The organism is Streptococcus parasanguinis, from assembly GCF_000963275.1.
Classification (GTDB): Bacteria; Bacillota; Bacilli; order Lactobacillales; family Streptococcaceae; genus Streptococcus; species Streptococcus parasanguinis_B.
The window spans coordinates 506,379-522,176 of record NZ_JYOW01000001.1 but is presented as its reverse complement, the minus strand read 5'-3'; the positions used below and the strand labels follow the sequence as shown (position 1 = coordinate 522,176).

Here is a 15,798-nt window from a genome sequence, read left to right as displayed (position 1 = left end):
AATGCAAAAGAAAAAAATTGAACAAGAAGGCTTCCACCGGGAAGCTCCTTGCTCAATTTACTGTACTTATTGAAGATTCAACTTGTACTTGCTGATATAGTGAATGGTGAAATACATAGAAACAATCTTGATGACTTCATAGATAAGACCTGGAATGAAGTTAGGTCCAAATTCATCAATATTTCCATAAACCAATGCAGACCCAACAGCATATGAATCTTTTAATGGATTGACTGCTGTACCGATGATACTTAAAACAATGCACAAGAGAAAGAAAAACAGAATAGCCTTAAATCCACGACGATTTTGGAAGAGTTGGCCAAGTGCGATCGATACATAAAATAGGAAGATCCCTGAAGCTGTGGTAAAAATCCACCAAACGATAATCCAATAAGCAATAGAATGACTAAAAGCCTCAGCGATAATACTAAATACAGGAGAGAGGTCTTGTCCAATGACAGCACCCATCACAATAATTGTGATAAAACCACTAAAAAATAGAAGGAATAGGCAGTAAAGACTCGCTACTAAAGCTCCCACAAATTTAGACAAAATGATCGCATGAGGGTTAGCTGGAAGGGTCCAAGTCAAGTAACCTTCACGTCCGTACAAGTTGGAATAGAAACGACGGATAATAATATAGTAGTTACTAAGATAAAGACCAATGACTCCTCCAAAAATGAGAATCCCAAGAGTCCCCGTTATAATTTGCATACTATTGGTTTCCATATCCACAAAACCATTTGTAGCACTTCCACCAATAACACCTGTAATCACTGACAAACCTAGTGCGATCAGGGTGATCAATAAATACCACTTAGCTGTCGATTTAAATTCATATTTTAATAATTTACCAAACATGGGTTCCTCCTAATAAACACGGAATTGATCACGGAAGATCTCATCTATTGATTTTCCGTGTTGATTGCGCATAACAGTCGTATTTTCATGCAAGAGGATTCTTCCTTGGTTGATGAAAATGGCCTCATCCAAAACTTGCTCAATATCCGCAATCAAGTGAGTAGAAATCAAGACAGAAGAGTTTGGACGTCTGTTTTGAATAATGGTCCGCAAAATATAATCACGCGCCGCTGGGTCAACCCCACCGATTGGTTCATCAAGAACATACAAGTCAGCTTCACGACTCATCACCAAAATCAATTGCACTTTTTCCTTGTTTCCTTTTGAAAGGCTGTTCAATTTTTGATTTGGATGCAAATGCAAATCGTTGAGCAATTGGTAAGCTCGTTGGACATTAAAATCTGCATAAAAATCTTGGAAATAGCGAATAGCATCGACAATTTTCATATTTTCATTCAGATAAGTCGTATCTGGCAAATAGGAAACCACTTTTTTAGAAGCTGGGGATGGTAATTGCCCATGAATATAGATATTTCCAAGGCTTGGTTGCAACAAACCATTGATCAATTTAATGATGGTTGTTTTCCCACTACCATTGGGCCCCAAAAGGCCAATAATACGGCCAGGCTGGATGTTCAAACTAACATCCATGAGAGCAACTTCATGCCCATAATTCTTTGTCACATGGTCCAAGTAGACCAAAGGATACTGATTCATGTAAATCTCCTTTATTTTCTATTTATGCTATTATACCCTGTCCCCTTGATGATTGCAACTTTATCTGAAAATTTGCTAAGAATTTGTAAATGCTTGTTCAAAAAAATAGGGATAAATAAATCAGAGGTTAGGGAAACCCCAACCTCTGATTTATTTTGATGCATAGGATGTTTAACTAATTCCAAGTGCTATCCGCGCATAGCGGCTCATCTTTTCAACCGTCCAAGCTGGATACCAGACCAACTTCACATCCACAGATGTCACTTCTTCTACTTCTGCTAAAACATCATGAATCTGATCTGTCAGAAGGTCCGCTAATGGACACCCCATGGTCGTTAAGGTCATATCAATGATGGTTGCTCCAGTTTCACCGTCAAAATGGATCTCGTAGACAAGACCTAAATTGACAATGTCAATCCCAAGCTCAGGATCGATTACCTCTTCCAAAGCATTTAAGATTTTATTTTTAATTTCTTCAATTTGCTCAGTTGTATATGCCATATGACTTCCTTTTTCTGCTATTTACTCTCGATAGAATTTCTTGGCTCGGGTTAAAAAGGTCCACTGGACCTTCCTCGCTTCCGAATTTTTCGGCTCGGGTTAAAAAGATCCGCAGGATCTGGGTCGCTTCTTCATTTCTAGGCGACCGTTAAAAAGATCCGCAGGATCTTTTTAATCCTCTATAAAGTCACGCAATGGTTTGCTTCTGCTTGGGTGGCGGAGTTTGCGGAGGGCTTTGGCTTCGATCTGACGGATCCGTTCACGGGTCACGTTGAAGACTTTCCCCACATCTTCCAAGGTCCGCATTTTTCCATCATCGAGACCAAAACGAAGACGCAAAACATTTTCTTCCCGGTCTGTCAGGGTATCGAGGACTTCATCCAATTGTTCGCGTAGAACCACACGAGTGGTGTAGTCTACTGGATTTTCAATCACTTCGTCTTCGATAAAATCGCCCAAATGGCTATCATCTTCTTCCCCGATTGGAGTTTCAAGAGAAACAGGCTCTTGAGCAATCTTCAAGATTTCACGCACCTTATCAGGTGTCATATCCATGCGCTCAGCGATTTGTTCAGGTGTTGGATCTTGTCCCAATTCTTGCAAGAGATTACGTTGTTCACGAACCAACTTGTTAATGGTTTCCACCATGTGAACAGGGATCCGAATGGTACGCGCTTGGTCTGCAATGGCACGAGTGATGGCCTGACGGATCCACCAAGTAGCATAAGTAGAGAACTTGAACCCTTTGGTATAGTCAAACTTATCAACCGCCTTCATCAAGCCCATGTTTCCTTCTTGGATCAAATCCAAAAATTGCATCCCACGACCAACGTAACGTTTCGCAATGGATACAACCAAACGAAGGTTGGCTTCTGCTAGACGTTGCTTAGCTTCCAAGTCACCTTGTTCCACCAAGATAGCCAATTCTTGTTCTTCTTCATTGGTCAAAAGAGGAACAACCCCAATTTCTTTCAAGTACATCCGTACCGGGTCATTGACCTTAGCAGAGTTGCTTCCAAGCAATTCCTCATCTGACAACTCTGGCTCTTCCTCATTGTTCAACACACGCGCACTTGGGTTGCCGTCTTTATCAGTGATCGAAATCCCTGCATCTTGAATGCGTTGCAAAAGATCTTCAATCCCATCTGCATCTAGCGTGAATGGAATAACCAATTGGTCATTAATTTCATCATCTGTTGCAGTTCCGCTTTTCTTGTGGCTGCGAATAAATTCTGCAATTTGAACGTCCAATGTTGTAATATCTTTTTGTTCTTTAGCCATTCCTACTCCATTCTTCTTTTTTGAGCGATTAAACGCTCGAGTTCCAATAAAGCTTTTTCCGCATCCCCTATTGAGGAAGCTTCCTTCACTTTATTTCCAATTTGTTGACTTTCTTTACGAAGAAGCTCACGATTCCGTGTCGCTTCTACTTCTTCTAACTCACCATCTGCTATCTCATCTGGTAAATCTTCTTCTAACATGCAGTACCAGGCGTGCTGGACCCCTTCAGGCTGCTCGGATAGATCCTGAGAGGTGACTTCTCCATTTTGACAGAGCAATTGATACAAGATCTGTAACTCCGGCGTGTCAAAGGCAAAATCAGGTCGCAACCGGTAATCATTAAGCACCATTGGAAAATCCTTCATCCTACTTAATAAATGATTTTCTGCCTTGATCAAGCGCGTCATCCCACGATTCGGCAAGAGCTCCACTGAAAAATGCGATGTTTTAGATCGTCCACCACTTTGAGCCTCCTGCCGTTGTTGCAAACGACTATTATTGACAATCTGCTCAATCTGCAAGTAATCAAAGTCCGGCAATAAATCGGCCAACTTATAAATATAGGTGTTTTGCGCTGTAATAGAACGCGTCTGGGCGATCATCGGTGCCAACTTTTCGACAAACTCAATTTGCGCCTGCAAGTTCTCAATATACTGGGGTTTCCAGTAGTGCATCAAGAATTCAACCTTACTGATCCGAGAATTCTTCAAGAGGGTAGCTAGATCTTCTGGGGACGTCTTTTTAAGGTACTCATCAGGGTCCATCTGATCTGGGATACGGACGATCTCCAACTCCAGATCCTGCAAGACACCCAAGGCCTTAGCTGTTGCTTCAAGACCTGCCTTATCTCCATCATAGGTCAAGATGACCTTTTTAGTAAAATGAGACAGGTGCTGGACATGCTCTGGTGTCAAAGCTGTCCCCATAGAGGCGACCGCATTTTCAATCCCAGCTCGATAAGCTGCAATGACATCCATAAAGCCTTCCATGATATACATTTCATGTTTCTTTTTGGCGCTCGTCTTGGCTTGATCCAAATGATAGAGTTCATAACTTTTATTAAATAGACGGGTACTACGACTATTCTTGTACTTGGCTTGATGACTGCCATCCTCCGTCATTTTCCACAACCTACCAGAAAAGGCAATGACACGTCCACTATCATCCGTCAAGGGAAACATGATCCGATCCTGAAAGGCATCAAAAACCGTGCCAGCATCTGAGATTGTAAACAAACCCGAATCGGTAATCACTTTCTCCGAGAATTTCTCAGAGAGATTGCGATAGAGATAATTTCCTTCTGCAGGTGCTAAGCCCAATTGAAAATGTCGGATCACCTCATCCGTCAGACCACGTTCATACAGATAGTGTCGCGCTTCTTCCCCCATCTTAGTCGTCATCAAAATCGCCTGATAAAACTTACTAGCTTCCTGATGAATCTCATAAAGTTCTTGGTTTGGATTGACAGACGCTGATTGGGCAGGTCTTGCCTGGTACTGAAGCGCAATGCCAGCCTTTTCCGCTACGATCTGGACCGCATCCATAAAGGCGACTCCACGGTAGTCCTCAATAAACTTAAAGACATCTCCAGAGCGACCACATCCGAAACAATGGTAAAACTGCTTGTCTTCAACGACATTAAAGGAAGGAGTCTTTTCCCCATGAAAAGGACAGAGGCCCAAAAAGTTACGGCCAGCCTTGGTCAAAGAAACAACTTCTCCAATGACTTCAACAATGTTTACACTGTTTTTAATTTCTGCAATCAGCTCTTTATCAACCATAAACAGTGCCTCCATTTTACCATAGATTATCGCTTTATATTTTATACTAAAAGTTAGTAAAAGTAAATTTTTTCCTACCGATTTCACACAGAAAAGAAAAGATTTTCAACCTTTATCACTAATTTTAAAAAAAATTGGGCATATTTCTTGTCAGTCGCATATTTTTCCGTTATACTATCATAGTAAAAAATTATTATGAAAGGACATATATAGGATGTTAAAAGAATTGAAAGCTTTCCTCCTTCGTGGAAACGTTGTTGACCTTGCTGTTGCAGTGATTATCGGGGCTGCATTTGGTGCCATCGTGACATCACTTGTTAACGATATCATCACACCACTTATTTTGAACCCAGCTTTGAAAGCTGCTGGTGTTGATAAAATCGCTGAATTGTCATGGAACGGTGTTGCTTACGGTAGCTTCTTGAGCGCAGTAATCAACTTCATCGTCATTGGAACTGTTCTCTTCTTTATCGTTAAAGCTGCTGAAAAAGCACAAAACCTTGGTAAAAAAGAAGAAGCTGTTGAAGAAGAAGCTGCTGCTCCTACTCAAGAAGAGTTGCTTACTGAAATCCGCGACTTGCTTGCAAACAAATAATCAGATAAAAAGATCCGATCTTCTAGTTAGAAGGTCGGCTTTTTTTCTTCAATTTTTCTAGAGAAACAAAAAACAGACCGAAGTCTGTTCTTGTATTCAATTAGAATTTTTTACGTTTACGAGCTGCTTCTGATTTACGTTTACGTTTTACAGAAGGTTTTTCATAGAATTCACGTTTGCGTGTTTCTTGAAGAGTACCAGCTTTAGTAACCGCACGTTTGAAACGACGAAGAGCATCGTCAAGAGATTCATTCTTACGTACTACTGTTTTTGACATATTTTTCACTCCCTTCAAGCCTAAAATCTTAATCATTTTATCACACTTTAAGGATGCTGTCAAGATCTTTTGAAACTTTTCTAGCCTTCCTAGCCTTCATGCCGTTTCTTTTTTCAGACTTTTTCATTCTTCCTATTTTATGATACAATGGAAACATAGAAAACCCTGAAGGAGATACCATGTCAGAAATTTATGATATTACGATTGTTGGGGGCGGACCAGTTGGTCTGTTTGCTGCTTTTTATGGCAATATGCGCCAAGTTAAAGTCAAACTGATTGATTCCTTGCCTCAACTTGGAGGGCAACCAGCCATTCTCTATCCAGAAAAAAATATCCTCGATGTACCCGGATTTACCAATTTAACAGGTGAAGAATTAAGCGACCGCTTGATCGAGCAAGTCAAACGATTCGATACACCGATCTTCCTCAATGAAACTGTAGAGGATATTCAAAAAGAGGGTAACCTCTTCACTATCACTACTTCTCGCCAAGTGCATCAGTCTAAAGCCGTCATCATTGCCATGGGTGGCGGTGCCTTTAAACCACGTGCTCTTGATATCGAGGGGGCTGAAGACTTCGATAATGTCCACTACCATGTTTCAAATATCCAGCAATATGAAGGACAGCAAGTGACCGTCCTTGGTGGTGGGGACTCTGCTGTGGACTGGGCTCTTGCTTTTGACAAGATTGCTCCAACTACAATCGTTCACCGTCGGGACAACTTCCGTGCCTTGGAACATAGCGTAGAAGAACTCAAACAATCTTCTGTCAGCATCAAAACACCATTTGTTCCTAGCCACTTGATTGGAGAAAATGGTCATGCCACACACCTTGAAATCACAAAAGTCAAATCCGATGAAACCGAACTTATCCCGATTGATCACTTATTTGTCAACTATGGCTTTAAATCTTCAATCGGAAACTTGAAAGAATGGGGTGTAGAATTGCAACGCCATAAAATCAAGGTGAACCAAAAACAAGAAACCAGCCTTCCTGGAATTTATGCCTGTGGAGACTGCTGCTTCTACGAAGGAAAGATTGATCTCATCGCTACAGGTCTAGGGGAAGCTCCAACAGCTGTAAACAATGCCATCAACTACATCTATCCAGATAAGAAAGTCCAACCGACGCACTCAACCAGTTTATAATAAAAAAGGCCTTTGGCCTTTTTAAATTGAAGTTAAACTATTTTAAGTTAATCGATTCTGCAAAGAAGTAAAAATGAGCTCCTATTTTTAGTATAAATCAAGAAAAAACAAAAACTTTCCGCTGTGAGAAAAGTGCCTGAAACAATACGTTTCAGGCACTCGGGAGTTTTGAGAGTAAAACAGTTTGGGAAACTGTTTTAGCCTGAGCCCAGAAAATAAAGAGCGAAGGAGCTCAATACGAATTGAACACGGGCTGCGGCTTGTGTCAAAAAGATAAGTTTTCCTAGAACCTAAGGTTTCTGCGTCAAACTTCCTATTTTGACTTGATCCGCAGACGCCCTTAGTATCTTGATTTAGTCATGGAACTTCTATGAAGTTCGCTGACGTCCGTACTCACCTAAGGAAAGTTTTTAAAAAGACTTTATCCTCATTATGAAAGGCCCTTGGCCTTTTTTATTTGTCTAAATCGTCTGCGATCTTATTGATCTTACGCAAGCGGTGATTGACACCGCTTTTTGAAATAGGTTGTTGCAAGCTATCAGCGATCTGCTGGATGGAATAATCTGGATGGCTCATCCGGATATAGGCAACTTCTTGCAGGTCACTTGGTAAACTCCCTAGGCCGATCGTATCCACAATTTTACTAATATTATTAATGGTTTTCATACTGGCTGTGACTGTGCGCTGGATATTGGCCATTTCGGCATTATTGGCCCGATTGAGGTCATTGCGCGTCTCTCTCATGACCTTGATGGACTCAAATTCCTGCATGGCTTGCATGGCCTCTACCACAATTAGAAAATCAATAATATCTTCCGCTCGTTGCAGATAGGTTACCACTCCTTTTTTCCGCTCGATGGTTTTCGCATCTAGTAAAAATCCTTGCATGAGAAGGGCAATTCCTTCCGCGTGGTCTGTATAAACAGAATGAATTTCCAACTGGTACTTCCCTTTTTCAGGATCCTTGATGGAACCACTCGACAGAAAAGCCCCCCGAAGATAAGCACGACTGGCTACTTCATCTTCTAAAACACTGGCATCAATGCCTGTCTCAATCCCAAAAAAGGCATCTGCCAAATGCAAGTCAGCAAGAATCTCTTCCACCTTTTCATCCAAGAATACTGTGTAAACACGATTTTTTTTCAAATTGGTTTTTTGGTGGTGGCGAATATCCGATTTGGCCTCATAAAAATGATGCAACAATTCATAGATATGGCGAGCGATCTTGGCATTTTCTGTCGTCACCGAGAGCGTCAAGCCCCCCATTGAAATCCCAAGACTTCCAGACATCTTGATAATGGCAGCCAATTCACTCTTTTCAAATCGCTTGAGAGACAATAATTCTTCTTTTACACGAACCGTAAAACTCATTTTCTCACCTGCACGATCTGCATCAACTCTTCGACTACTTTTTCGCCATCATGAAAGGCTCCTCCATTGACCAGCTTTAAGAAATCGGAAGAAATCACTTGGGGAACTTGCGAGTGCAGCCCCTTGAAATCGTGCTCTACCTGCACCAAGTATTCATCAAATTTGTTACTGTTCATGTAAGCTGCGGGAACCTGATTGATATTGACAAGGACGGTATCGATGAACTTCTCTCCCAAATGTTTATGTAGAACGGCAACGTGGTCACTGTCTGTGAAATGCTCGGTTTCTCCTCTTTGGGTCATGATGTTACAAACATAGGCTACCTGAGCCTTGGTTTCAAGGATGGCTTTCCCAATCTCATCGATCATCAAATTAGGAAGGATCGAGGTAAAGAGCGAACCAGGACCTAAGACGACCATATCACTTTCAAGAATAGCTTCCACTACTTTTTTACTAGCTTTTGGACGCTCTTGATCAAAGGTATTGGTCACATAGACATGATCAATCATGCCGGTGTAGTTAGCAATATGGCTTTCTCCTACCACTTCTTTTCCATCTTGAAAAACGGCATGAAGGGTCAAGGGACTGTCACTGGAAGGATAGATCTTGCCGGTCGTATGAAAGAATTTGGTTAACAACTGCATGGCATTATAGGTCGAGCCTTGCATCTCTGAAATCCCTGCAATGATCAAGTTTCCCAAAGGGTGGCCAGCCAAAGGGCCATCATCGTCAGCAAAGCGGTATTGAAAGACCTTCTCATAAAAACGAGGCATATCTGACATGGCAACCAGCACATTTCGAAGATCCCCAGGTGGTGTCAATTTTTGGATGTTCTTCCGCAATTCACCTGAACTCCCACCATCATCTGCAACGGTTACAATGGCAGTGATATCGACCGGTTTCTTTCTCAGACTATCGAGAATAACAGAAATCCCTGTTCCTCCTCCAATAACGGTTACTTTAGGTTTTCTCATGAGCGATTCACCGTTTCTTTCCGTCTGTCCTTGTCTCTATGACTGCAATTGACCTGCCAATTTTTTTCTAAATCATGCGCTAAGCGCTCTGCAAAGGCTACTGAACGGTGTTGCCCACCGGTACATCCCATAGCGATGGTGAGAACGGATTTACCTTCTCGTTTATAAGACGGTAAAATAGGAACGATCAAGTCATGGAGGTGACGATAAAAGTCCTCTGATTCAGGATGATCCATGACGTAATCATAGACAGCTGGATCTTGACCGGTTAAATTCCGAAGTTCCAATTTGTAGTAGGGATTTGGAAGAAAACGAACGTCAAACACAAGGTCAGCATCGATCGGAAGGCCATATTTAAACCCAAATGACATGACCTCAACCCGAAAATCTGGCTGATTATCTTGACTGGCAAATTGTTCTGCGATCGTTTTTCTCAGGTTACGAGGCGTCAACTCAGTCGTATCCACCACATTTTGACTGATATTTTTTAATGGTGACAAGAGTTCGCGCTCTAGGGTAATCCCATCCAAGACACGGCCATCTGCCGCTAGTGGGTGACTACGACGGGTTTCCTTGTATCGTGCTACCAACTCACTGTCAGTGGCATCCAAGAACAAGACCTTGAAATCGAGGTCTTCTTGGTTGTCCAATTCATCCAAAATGGTGCGAATTTCATTGAAAAAAGAACGGCTCCGCATGTCCACAACAACGGCTAATTTATTGTTATCCGGGCTATGACGCATGAGCTCAATAAATTTCAGCAAAAGCGCTGGTGGCATATTGTCGATGGTAAAGTAACCCAAATCCTCAAAAGATTGGATAGCGACGGTCTTACCAGCACCGCTCATCCCCGTTACCATAACCAGTTGAATCTTACTTTTTGTCATTTTTTCCTCCCAAAATAAAACAGAGTGGCCTACAGTTTCCTGCTCTCCACTCTGTTTTTTTGTCTTTGAATGGTTATTAGGCCTTGATTTCCGCAATAACTTCAATTTCAACCTTCACATCACGTGGCAGGCGTGCTACTTCAACAGCAGATCGAGCTGGAAACTCTGTAGTAAAGACTGTTTTATAGACCTCATTAAAAGGTACAAAGTCATTCATATCACTTAAGAAACAAGTGGTTTTCACCACATGGTCGAAGTCTGTCCCAGCCTCTTCCAAAATAGCCCCAATGTTCTTTAAGACTTGTTCTGTTTGTTCTTGGATGGTTTCGCCAATGATTTCGCCAGTTTCAGGTGACAAGGGAACTTGTCCACTTGCAAAGAGAAGATTGCCTACGATTTTCCCTTGAACATAAGGTCCAATTGCTGCGGGTGCTTTATCTGTATGAATTGTTTTTGCCATAGTATTCTCCAAGTCTATTTACTTCTGCTGGTTTTCTTTTGCTAATTTTTCCCTTTGTAAGCGCAATTTGCGCTTAGGATTTAGCGTATTAAAGAGTTCTTCTAGTTTTTCAGCATTCCAAACATCAGCTGCTGAAACAAAATTTCCATTTTCATCTCGAAAAGATATTGGTTTATCTCCCACTGAAAAAGCCTCACTTCTTATTTGGAATCCTTGATCCTCTGGGATCTATCTTAATCTACAAACTCAAATTCAAATTTACCGATCCGGACAATATCACCATCTTTTGCCCCACGCGCACGGAGAGCTTCATCCACACCCATGCCACGCAATTGACGAGCAAATTTCATGACTGCTTCATCACGATCGAAATTCGTCATATTAAAGAGTTTTTCAAGTTTTTCACCAGATAAGACCCAAGCGGCATCGTCATCACGACTGATGTCAAAGGCTGGCTGGTCTTCATCAAAGCCATAGTAGACTTCTTCTTGGGCCATTTCGTCTTCTGAATACAAGAGGAATTCTGGTGTTTTGTCTAACAATTCTGCCGTTGCTTCTAACAAGTTGTCCAAACCTTGATGCGCCAAACTAGAGATCGGAAAGATCTGTGGCATTTCATCAAACTCATCATAATTGGCCGCCAATTTCTTCTTGAATTCTTTCAAGTTTTCTTGGCTCTCTGGCATATCCATCTTATTTGCCACGATAATCTGAGGACGTTCCATCAAACGAAGATTATAGGTTTCAAGCTCTTTATTGATTTGAACATAATCTTCGTAAGGGTCGCGTCCTTCACTCGCTGACATATCAATAACATGCAAGATAACCCGGGTGCGCTCGATGTGACGAAGGAACTGGGTTCCGAGTCCGACACCTTGGCTAGCCCCTTCGATCAATCCAGGAAGGTCTGCGACTGCAAAGGATTCACCTGACGGTGTCCGAACCATGCCCAAATTTGGGACGATGGTTGTAAAATGATAGGCACCAATTTTTGGTTTGGCTGAAGTGATGACACTAAGAAGGGTTGATTTCCCAACAGAAGGGAAGCCAACCAAACCAACGTCTGCCAAGACCTTGAGTTCTAATTCGAGTTCGCGTTCCTGACCAGGCTCCCCATTCTCAGAAATCTCTGGGGCTGGATTTTTAGGAGTGGCAAAACGAATGTTTCCACGTCCGCCACGGCCACCGTGGGCGACAATGTACTCTTGTCCATTCTCGACTAGGTCCGTAATGACCTTGCCAGTCTCAGCATCTCGGACTGTCGTTCCTTGCGGTACTCGCACATAGAGATCTTCTGCTCCCCGTCCGTGCATCCCTTTGGTCATTCCTTTTTCCCCATTTTGGGCTTTGAAATGCCGGTTATAACGGAAGTCCATCAAGGTACGCAAGCCTTCGTCTACAACGAAGATGACATTGCCACCACGACCTCCATCACCACCCCAAGGTCCGCCATTAGGGACATATTTTTCACGGCGAAAGGCCACCATGCCATCGCCGCCATTTCCAGCCTTGACCTTAATCTTGGCTGTATCTAAAAACATACTCATAAATAGATGATTTCCTTTATTTCTGCGTGCGTCTTAGTAAGAAAGAGCACCAATTGCGGTTGCAAAGATTGCACCAACCGTTACAATCAACATAATCACAATGACCACCATCGTGATCATTTCAAATGGTGTTTTTTTACGTTTTCCGTTATCTCCAAAAGCCACTTCTAATACCTCGATTACTATAAATTCATTAGCCCTATTTTACCACGAAATAGGGGATTTTTCAAATCAAGCCTACACAAAAAGACCAGACAGAAGTCTGATCTCTTTTTATCTTTAGGTGTGTTTTTCCATGAACAAACCGTTTAAAAGCTCATAGGCAGGATTAATAGGAATGGCTACGTCTATGAGTACCGACTTTATGAACACACAAAGCTCACACCTAGACTTTATAGTCCAATTTCTGCTTGGACAACTGTAGCAATGGTATCCACATAGTAGTCCACTTCTTCATGGGTTGGTGCTTCTGCCATCACACGAAGGAGGGGTTCCGTTCCACTTGGACGCACAAGGATGCGACCATTTCCTGCCATTTCCGCCTCCATTTTTTCAATGATTTCACGAATGGCAGGCACTTCCATCGCCTTGTCTTTCATGCTATTTTCAACCCGGATATTGACCAGTTTTTGTGGATAAATGGTCACTTCAGCAGCCAATTCAGATAATTTCTTGCCAGTTTCTTGCATGATTTTAGTCAATTGAACTCCTGTTAATTGACCATCACCAGTTGTGTTGTAATCCATGATGACTACGTGACCAGATTGTTCACCACCCAGATTGTAACCAGACTTGCGCATTTCTTCGACCACATAACGGTCTCCGACAGCTGTGATTTCTTTTTGAATTCCCTTCGCATCTAATGCCTTGTGGAAGCCGAGATTGGACATGACGGTTGTGACGATCGTATTTTTTTCGAGCAAGCCCTTGCTTGAAAGATAAGAACCGATGATGTACATGATCTTATCTCCATCTACGATCTCTCCATTTTCATCAACAGCAATCAAGCGATCGCTGTCTCCGTCAAAGGCAAGACCAATCGCTGCACCTACTTCTTTCACTTTCTCCTGCAAATGCTCTGGGTGAGTAGAACCAACCCCATCATTGATGTTCAAACCATCTGGGTTTTCACCGATGACGGTCAATTGAGCTCCCAAATCTGCAAAGATTTGACGGGCACTAGTAGAGGCTGCACCATTTGCTGTATCTAAGACTACGTGCATGCCCTCGAGTTGGACACCTGTCGATACAAGGAATTCTTGATACTTACGCAAGCCTTCTGGATATTCCATGACCGTTCCTAAACCTTGGGCACTTGGACGTGGAAGGGTATCTTCAGCAGCATCAAGCAAGGCTTCAATTTCAAGTTCGCGATCATCATCCAATTTGAAGCCATCACCACCAAAGAATTTGATGCCATTGTCCAAGGCTGGATTGTGGCTAGCAGAAATCATAACCCCGGCGCTGGCTTTTTCCGTACGAACTAGATAAGCAACACCTGGTGTTGCAATCACACCCAACTTGTAGACGCGAATCCCAACAGATAAGAGACCAGCAATTAAGGCATGCTCCAGCATTTCACCAGAAATACGCGTATCACGTCCAACAAATACCAAGGGTGTTTCTTCTTCATGTTGGCTCAACACATAGCCACCGAAACGACCTAGTTTAAAAGCCAATTCTGGCGTTAATTCTACATTTGCTTCTCCACGGACACCGTCCGTTCCAAAATATTTACCCATTCTTTATTACCTTTTTTACTTTCTAATTACTTGAACTGGAGGAAGTCGACGACGAACTGCTTGAGCTTGACGTAGACGAGCTACTCTTTGTGGTCACTTGAATCCGTGTTTCACTCGGATTGACCAGACCTGGTAGAACATTTCCTTGAGCATCTACTGCATTTAAGGAAATAGTTCCGCTATAATTTCCACTAATGATCTCACTGGATGGGAAGACCGCTTGGACATGATCAATGCGACTCAAGGTTTCTTGATCGCTGGTCACTTCTACCTTGGTGGTTTCAAGAGTAATATCCGATACCGTTATTCCATCCACAATTTGATTGTCCGGGATCGTGGCCCTGACCGCAAACGATTTTTTCGCTTTCTTCCCGATTTTTACAGAAACTTTTTGAGGCTCTACGGTTGCGGTCAAACCAGCCGGAAGATCTTCCACAATCAACGGCACTTCAACGGTACCTTCCTTGGCCTTACGAAGATCCGCTACCACGCGAAATTTTCGCGTTCCCGGCTGCATTTCGCTTGCTAGAGCGACCCGGTTTGAACCCTTTAGAAAGACTGTTACTTCCGATGTTAACCCACTGACAAAGTATGTCTTGTCATTGTACTTGGCATCAATCGGAATATTGGTCAAGGTATTGGTGTAGGTCTCTGAACTCACTTGTCTAGCGCTGCTATTATTTTGAAAATTAAAGGAAGATGCATTGATAAACAAGATAAAGGACAATAAGACGGAAGAGAAAACATAAAGAAATTCTTTTTTCGATCTCATTTTGTTACCCTCCCAAATAGACGCTCTTTCCAACTAATCGTTTTATTCTCTTCAGGAACCAAGAAGGATCTCAATTCTGCCTCAAACTCTTCTAAAGTTAAATCGTGTCGGAAGGTTCCATTGTATGTCACAGAGATCCCGCCCGTTTCTTCTGATACCACGAAGGTAAAGGCATCCGAAACTTCAGATAAACCAATGGCTGCGCGGTGACGCGTTCCAAACTCTTTTGAAATTCCGGTGTTTTCCGTCAAGGGCAGGTAGGCACAAGAAACGGCGATTTTATCATTGCGGACAATGACCGCTCCATCGTGCAGAGGAGTATTAGGAATGAAGATATTAATCAGCAATTCTCCTGAAATCTCTGCATCTAGAGGAATCCCTGTGGAAATATATTCCTGAAGGGTTCTGGCTCCTTGAATAGCTACCAAGGCACCAATCTTACGTGGGCTCATATAAGCTACTGCCTTGACATAGGCCTGTACCATCTTCTCTTCCTGACTGACTTCACTCGTCGTAAAGAATTCTGTCGCCCGACCCAGACGCTCTAAACCAATCCGAATCTCAGGGGAGAAAATCACAACCAGGGCGATAACCCCATAGGTAATCACTTGATTGATCAGCCATGAAATAGTCGTGAGACCTAAGAAATTGGCTAAAAACTGCATCAAGAAAAAGATAATAACTCCACGAACCAAAATCATGATCTTGGTCCCAACGATGGCCTTGATCAAAAAATACAACAACCAAGCCACCAGGGCAATATCGATGATATTGATAATAATACTCCACCAATTCGGGAACAAACTGGTCCAAAATTGTGGATTTGTAAACTGTTGAATATTCATATTCTCATACCTATCACTTCTCTAAAAGACATCATCCTA

The 15,798-nt window shown here is 42.4% G+C and carries 18 protein-coding genes; 2 read left to right on the top strand and 16 right to left on the bottom strand.

Annotated elements, in window-relative coordinates:
- Positions 1–66: 66 nt before the first annotated feature.
- The 5 genes from TZ97_RS02605 to dnaG all read right to left on the bottom strand — a co-directional run bounded on the left by TZ97_RS02605 (position 67) and on the right by dnaG (position 5,141).
- Positions 67–861 (bottom strand): hypothetical protein, encoded by a 795-nt coding sequence (locus TZ97_RS02605; protein WP_045759274.1) that lies wholly within the window; start codon positions 859–861, stop codon positions 67–69.
- Between the two features lie 9 nt (positions 862–870).
- Entirely contained in the window at positions 871–1,578 is a 708-nt protein-coding gene (locus TZ97_RS02600; RefSeq protein ID WP_045759273.1) for an ABC transporter ATP-binding protein, read from the bottom strand.
- Positions 1,579–1,749: 171 nt separating this feature from the next.
- Positions 1,750–2,079 carry a metal-sulfur cluster assembly factor gene (locus TZ97_RS02595; RefSeq protein WP_004220168.1) on the bottom strand — a complete coding sequence of 110 codons (330 nt, stop codon included), beginning with the start codon at positions 2,077–2,079 and terminating at the stop codon, positions 1,750–1,752.
- A 171-nt stretch (positions 2,080–2,250) separates the two neighbouring features.
- Positions 2,251–3,360: an RNA polymerase sigma factor RpoD gene (gene rpoD / locus TZ97_RS02590; RefSeq protein WP_003003251.1), complete on the bottom strand. Its 1,110-nt coding sequence runs from the start codon at positions 3,358–3,360 to the stop codon at positions 2,251–2,253.
- A gap of 2 nt (positions 3,361–3,362) precedes the next feature.
- Complete coding sequence (gene dnaG, locus TZ97_RS02585) at positions 3,363–5,141, bottom strand: DNA primase (protein WP_045759272.1); 1,779 nt, start codon at positions 5,139–5,141, stop codon at positions 3,363–3,365.
- Positions 5,142–5,355: 214 nt separating this feature from the next.
- Here dnaG and mscL point away from each other — a divergent pair, with 214 nt between their 5' ends.
- On the top strand, positions 5,356–5,736 hold the full coding sequence (gene mscL, locus TZ97_RS02580; RefSeq protein WP_045759271.1) for a large conductance mechanosensitive channel protein MscL: 381 nt from the start codon (positions 5,356–5,358) through the stop codon (positions 5,734–5,736).
- Between the two features lie 100 nt (positions 5,737–5,836).
- Here mscL and rpsU read toward each other — a convergent pair whose 3' ends face one another.
- Positions 5,837–6,013, bottom strand: a complete 177-nt coding sequence (gene rpsU / locus TZ97_RS02575; RefSeq protein WP_000048054.1) for a 30S ribosomal protein S21 — start codon at positions 6,011–6,013, stop codon at positions 5,837–5,839.
- A 179-nt stretch (positions 6,014–6,192) separates the two neighbouring features.
- Between rpsU and TZ97_RS02570 the strand changes: the two genes are divergently transcribed.
- Positions 6,193–7,161, top strand: coding sequence for an NAD(P)/FAD-dependent oxidoreductase (locus TZ97_RS02570; RefSeq protein ID WP_045759270.1), 969 nt, complete (start codon positions 6,193–6,195; stop codon positions 7,159–7,161).
- A 453-nt stretch (positions 7,162–7,614) separates the two neighbouring features.
- Here the strand turns inward: TZ97_RS02570 and whiA are convergent, their stop codons facing one another.
- The 10 genes from whiA to cdaA all read right to left on the bottom strand — a co-directional run bounded on the left by whiA (position 7,615) and on the right by cdaA (position 15,759).
- Entirely contained in the window at positions 7,615–8,532 is a 918-nt protein-coding gene (gene whiA, locus TZ97_RS02565; RefSeq protein WP_045759269.1) for a DNA-binding protein WhiA, read from the bottom strand.
- On the bottom strand, positions 8,529–9,506 hold the full coding sequence (locus TZ97_RS02560) for a YvcK family protein (protein ID WP_003017791.1): 978 nt from the start codon (positions 9,504–9,506) through the stop codon (positions 8,529–8,531). Before TZ97_RS02560 ends, whiA begins: the two co-directional genes overlap by 4 nt.
- Positions 9,503–10,393: an RNase adapter RapZ gene (gene rapZ / locus TZ97_RS02555; protein ID WP_045759268.1), complete on the bottom strand. Its 891-nt coding sequence runs from the start codon at positions 10,391–10,393 to the stop codon at positions 9,503–9,505. The genes TZ97_RS02560 and rapZ overlap by 4 nt, the downstream gene beginning before the upstream one ends.
- A 76-nt stretch (positions 10,394–10,469) precedes the next feature.
- Positions 10,470–10,853, bottom strand: coding sequence for a RidA family protein (locus TZ97_RS02550; RefSeq protein WP_003006514.1), 384 nt, complete (start codon positions 10,851–10,853; stop codon positions 10,470–10,472).
- Positions 10,854–10,871: 18 nt separating this feature from the next.
- Positions 10,872–11,036 (bottom strand): hypothetical protein, encoded by a 165-nt coding sequence (locus tag TZ97_RS10805; RefSeq protein WP_003006512.1) that lies wholly within the window; start codon positions 11,034–11,036, stop codon positions 10,872–10,874.
- A 50-nt stretch (positions 11,037–11,086) separates the two neighbouring features.
- Positions 11,087–12,400, bottom strand: a complete 1,314-nt coding sequence (gene obgE, locus TZ97_RS02540) for a GTPase ObgE (protein ID WP_141751191.1) — start codon at positions 12,398–12,400, stop codon at positions 11,087–11,089.
- 33 nt (positions 12,401–12,433) lie between these two features.
- On the bottom strand, positions 12,434–12,565 hold the full coding sequence (locus tag TZ97_RS10145) for a DUF4044 domain-containing protein (protein ID WP_003011566.1): 132 nt from the start codon (positions 12,563–12,565) through the stop codon (positions 12,434–12,436).
- 227 nt (positions 12,566–12,792) lie between these two features.
- Positions 12,793–14,142 (bottom strand): phosphoglucosamine mutase, encoded by a 1,350-nt coding sequence (gene glmM / locus TZ97_RS02535; RefSeq protein ID WP_045759267.1) that lies wholly within the window; start codon positions 14,140–14,142, stop codon positions 12,793–12,795.
- Positions 14,143–14,164: 22 nt separating this feature from the next.
- Positions 14,165–14,914, bottom strand: a complete 750-nt coding sequence (locus tag TZ97_RS02530; RefSeq protein ID WP_045759266.1) for a CdaR family protein — start codon at positions 14,912–14,914, stop codon at positions 14,165–14,167.
- Positions 14,911–15,759 carry a diadenylate cyclase CdaA gene (cdaA, locus tag TZ97_RS02525; RefSeq protein WP_045759265.1) on the bottom strand — a complete coding sequence of 283 codons (849 nt, stop codon included), beginning with the start codon at positions 15,757–15,759 and terminating at the stop codon, positions 14,911–14,913. The genes TZ97_RS02530 and cdaA overlap by 4 nt, the downstream gene beginning before the upstream one ends.
- Positions 15,760–15,798: the final 39 nt, after the last annotated feature.

Coding starts and splice junctions, on each gene's coding strand:
- TZ97_RS02605 (WP_045759274.1), bottom strand. CDS start 861: ATGTTTGGTAAATTATTAAAATATGAATTTAAATCGACAGCTAAGTGG.
- whiA (WP_045759269.1), bottom strand. CDS start 8,532: ATGAGTTTTACGGTTCGTGTAAAAGAAGAATTATTGTCTCTCAAGCGA.
- dnaG (WP_045759272.1), bottom strand. CDS start 5,141: ATGGTTGATAAAGAGCTGATTGCAGAAATTAAAAACAGTGTAAACATT.
- TZ97_RS02595 (WP_004220168.1), bottom strand. CDS start 2,079: ATGGCATATACAACTGAGCAAATTGAAGAAATTAAAAATAAAATCTTA.
- obgE (WP_141751191.1), bottom strand. CDS start 12,400: ATGAGTATGTTTTTAGATACAGCCAAGATTAAGGTCAAGGCTGGAAAT.
- TZ97_RS02530 (WP_045759266.1), bottom strand. CDS start 14,914: ATGAGATCGAAAAAAGAATTTCTTTATGTTTTCTCTTCCGTCTTATTG.
- mscL (WP_045759271.1), top strand. CDS start 5,356: ATGTTAAAAGAATTGAAAGCTTTCCTCCTTCGTGGAAACGTTGTTGAC.
- glmM (WP_045759267.1), bottom strand. CDS start 14,142: ATGGGTAAATATTTTGGAACGGACGGTGTCCGTGGAGAAGCAAATGTA.
- TZ97_RS02600 (WP_045759273.1), bottom strand. CDS start 1,578: ATGAATCAGTATCCTTTGGTCTACTTGGACCATGTGACAAAGAATTAT.
- rapZ (WP_045759268.1), bottom strand. CDS start 10,393: ATGACAAAAAGTAAGATTCAACTGGTTATGGTAACGGGGATGAGCGGT.
- TZ97_RS02570 (WP_045759270.1), top strand. CDS start 6,193: ATGTCAGAAATTTATGATATTACGATTGTTGGGGGCGGACCAGTTGGT.
- rpsU (WP_000048054.1), bottom strand. CDS start 6,013: ATGTCAAAAACAGTAGTACGTAAGAATGAATCTCTTGACGATGCTCTT.
- rpoD (WP_003003251.1), bottom strand. CDS start 3,360: ATGGCTAAAGAACAAAAAGATATTACAACATTGGACGTTCAAATTGCA.
- TZ97_RS02550 (WP_003006514.1), bottom strand. CDS start 10,853: ATGGCAAAAACAATTCATACAGATAAAGCACCCGCAGCAATTGGACCT.
- TZ97_RS02560 (WP_003017791.1), bottom strand. CDS start 9,506: ATGAGAAAACCTAAAGTAACCGTTATTGGAGGAGGAACAGGGATTTCT.
- cdaA (WP_045759265.1), bottom strand. CDS start 15,759: ATGAATATTCAACAGTTTACAAATCCACAATTTTGGACCAGTTTGTTC.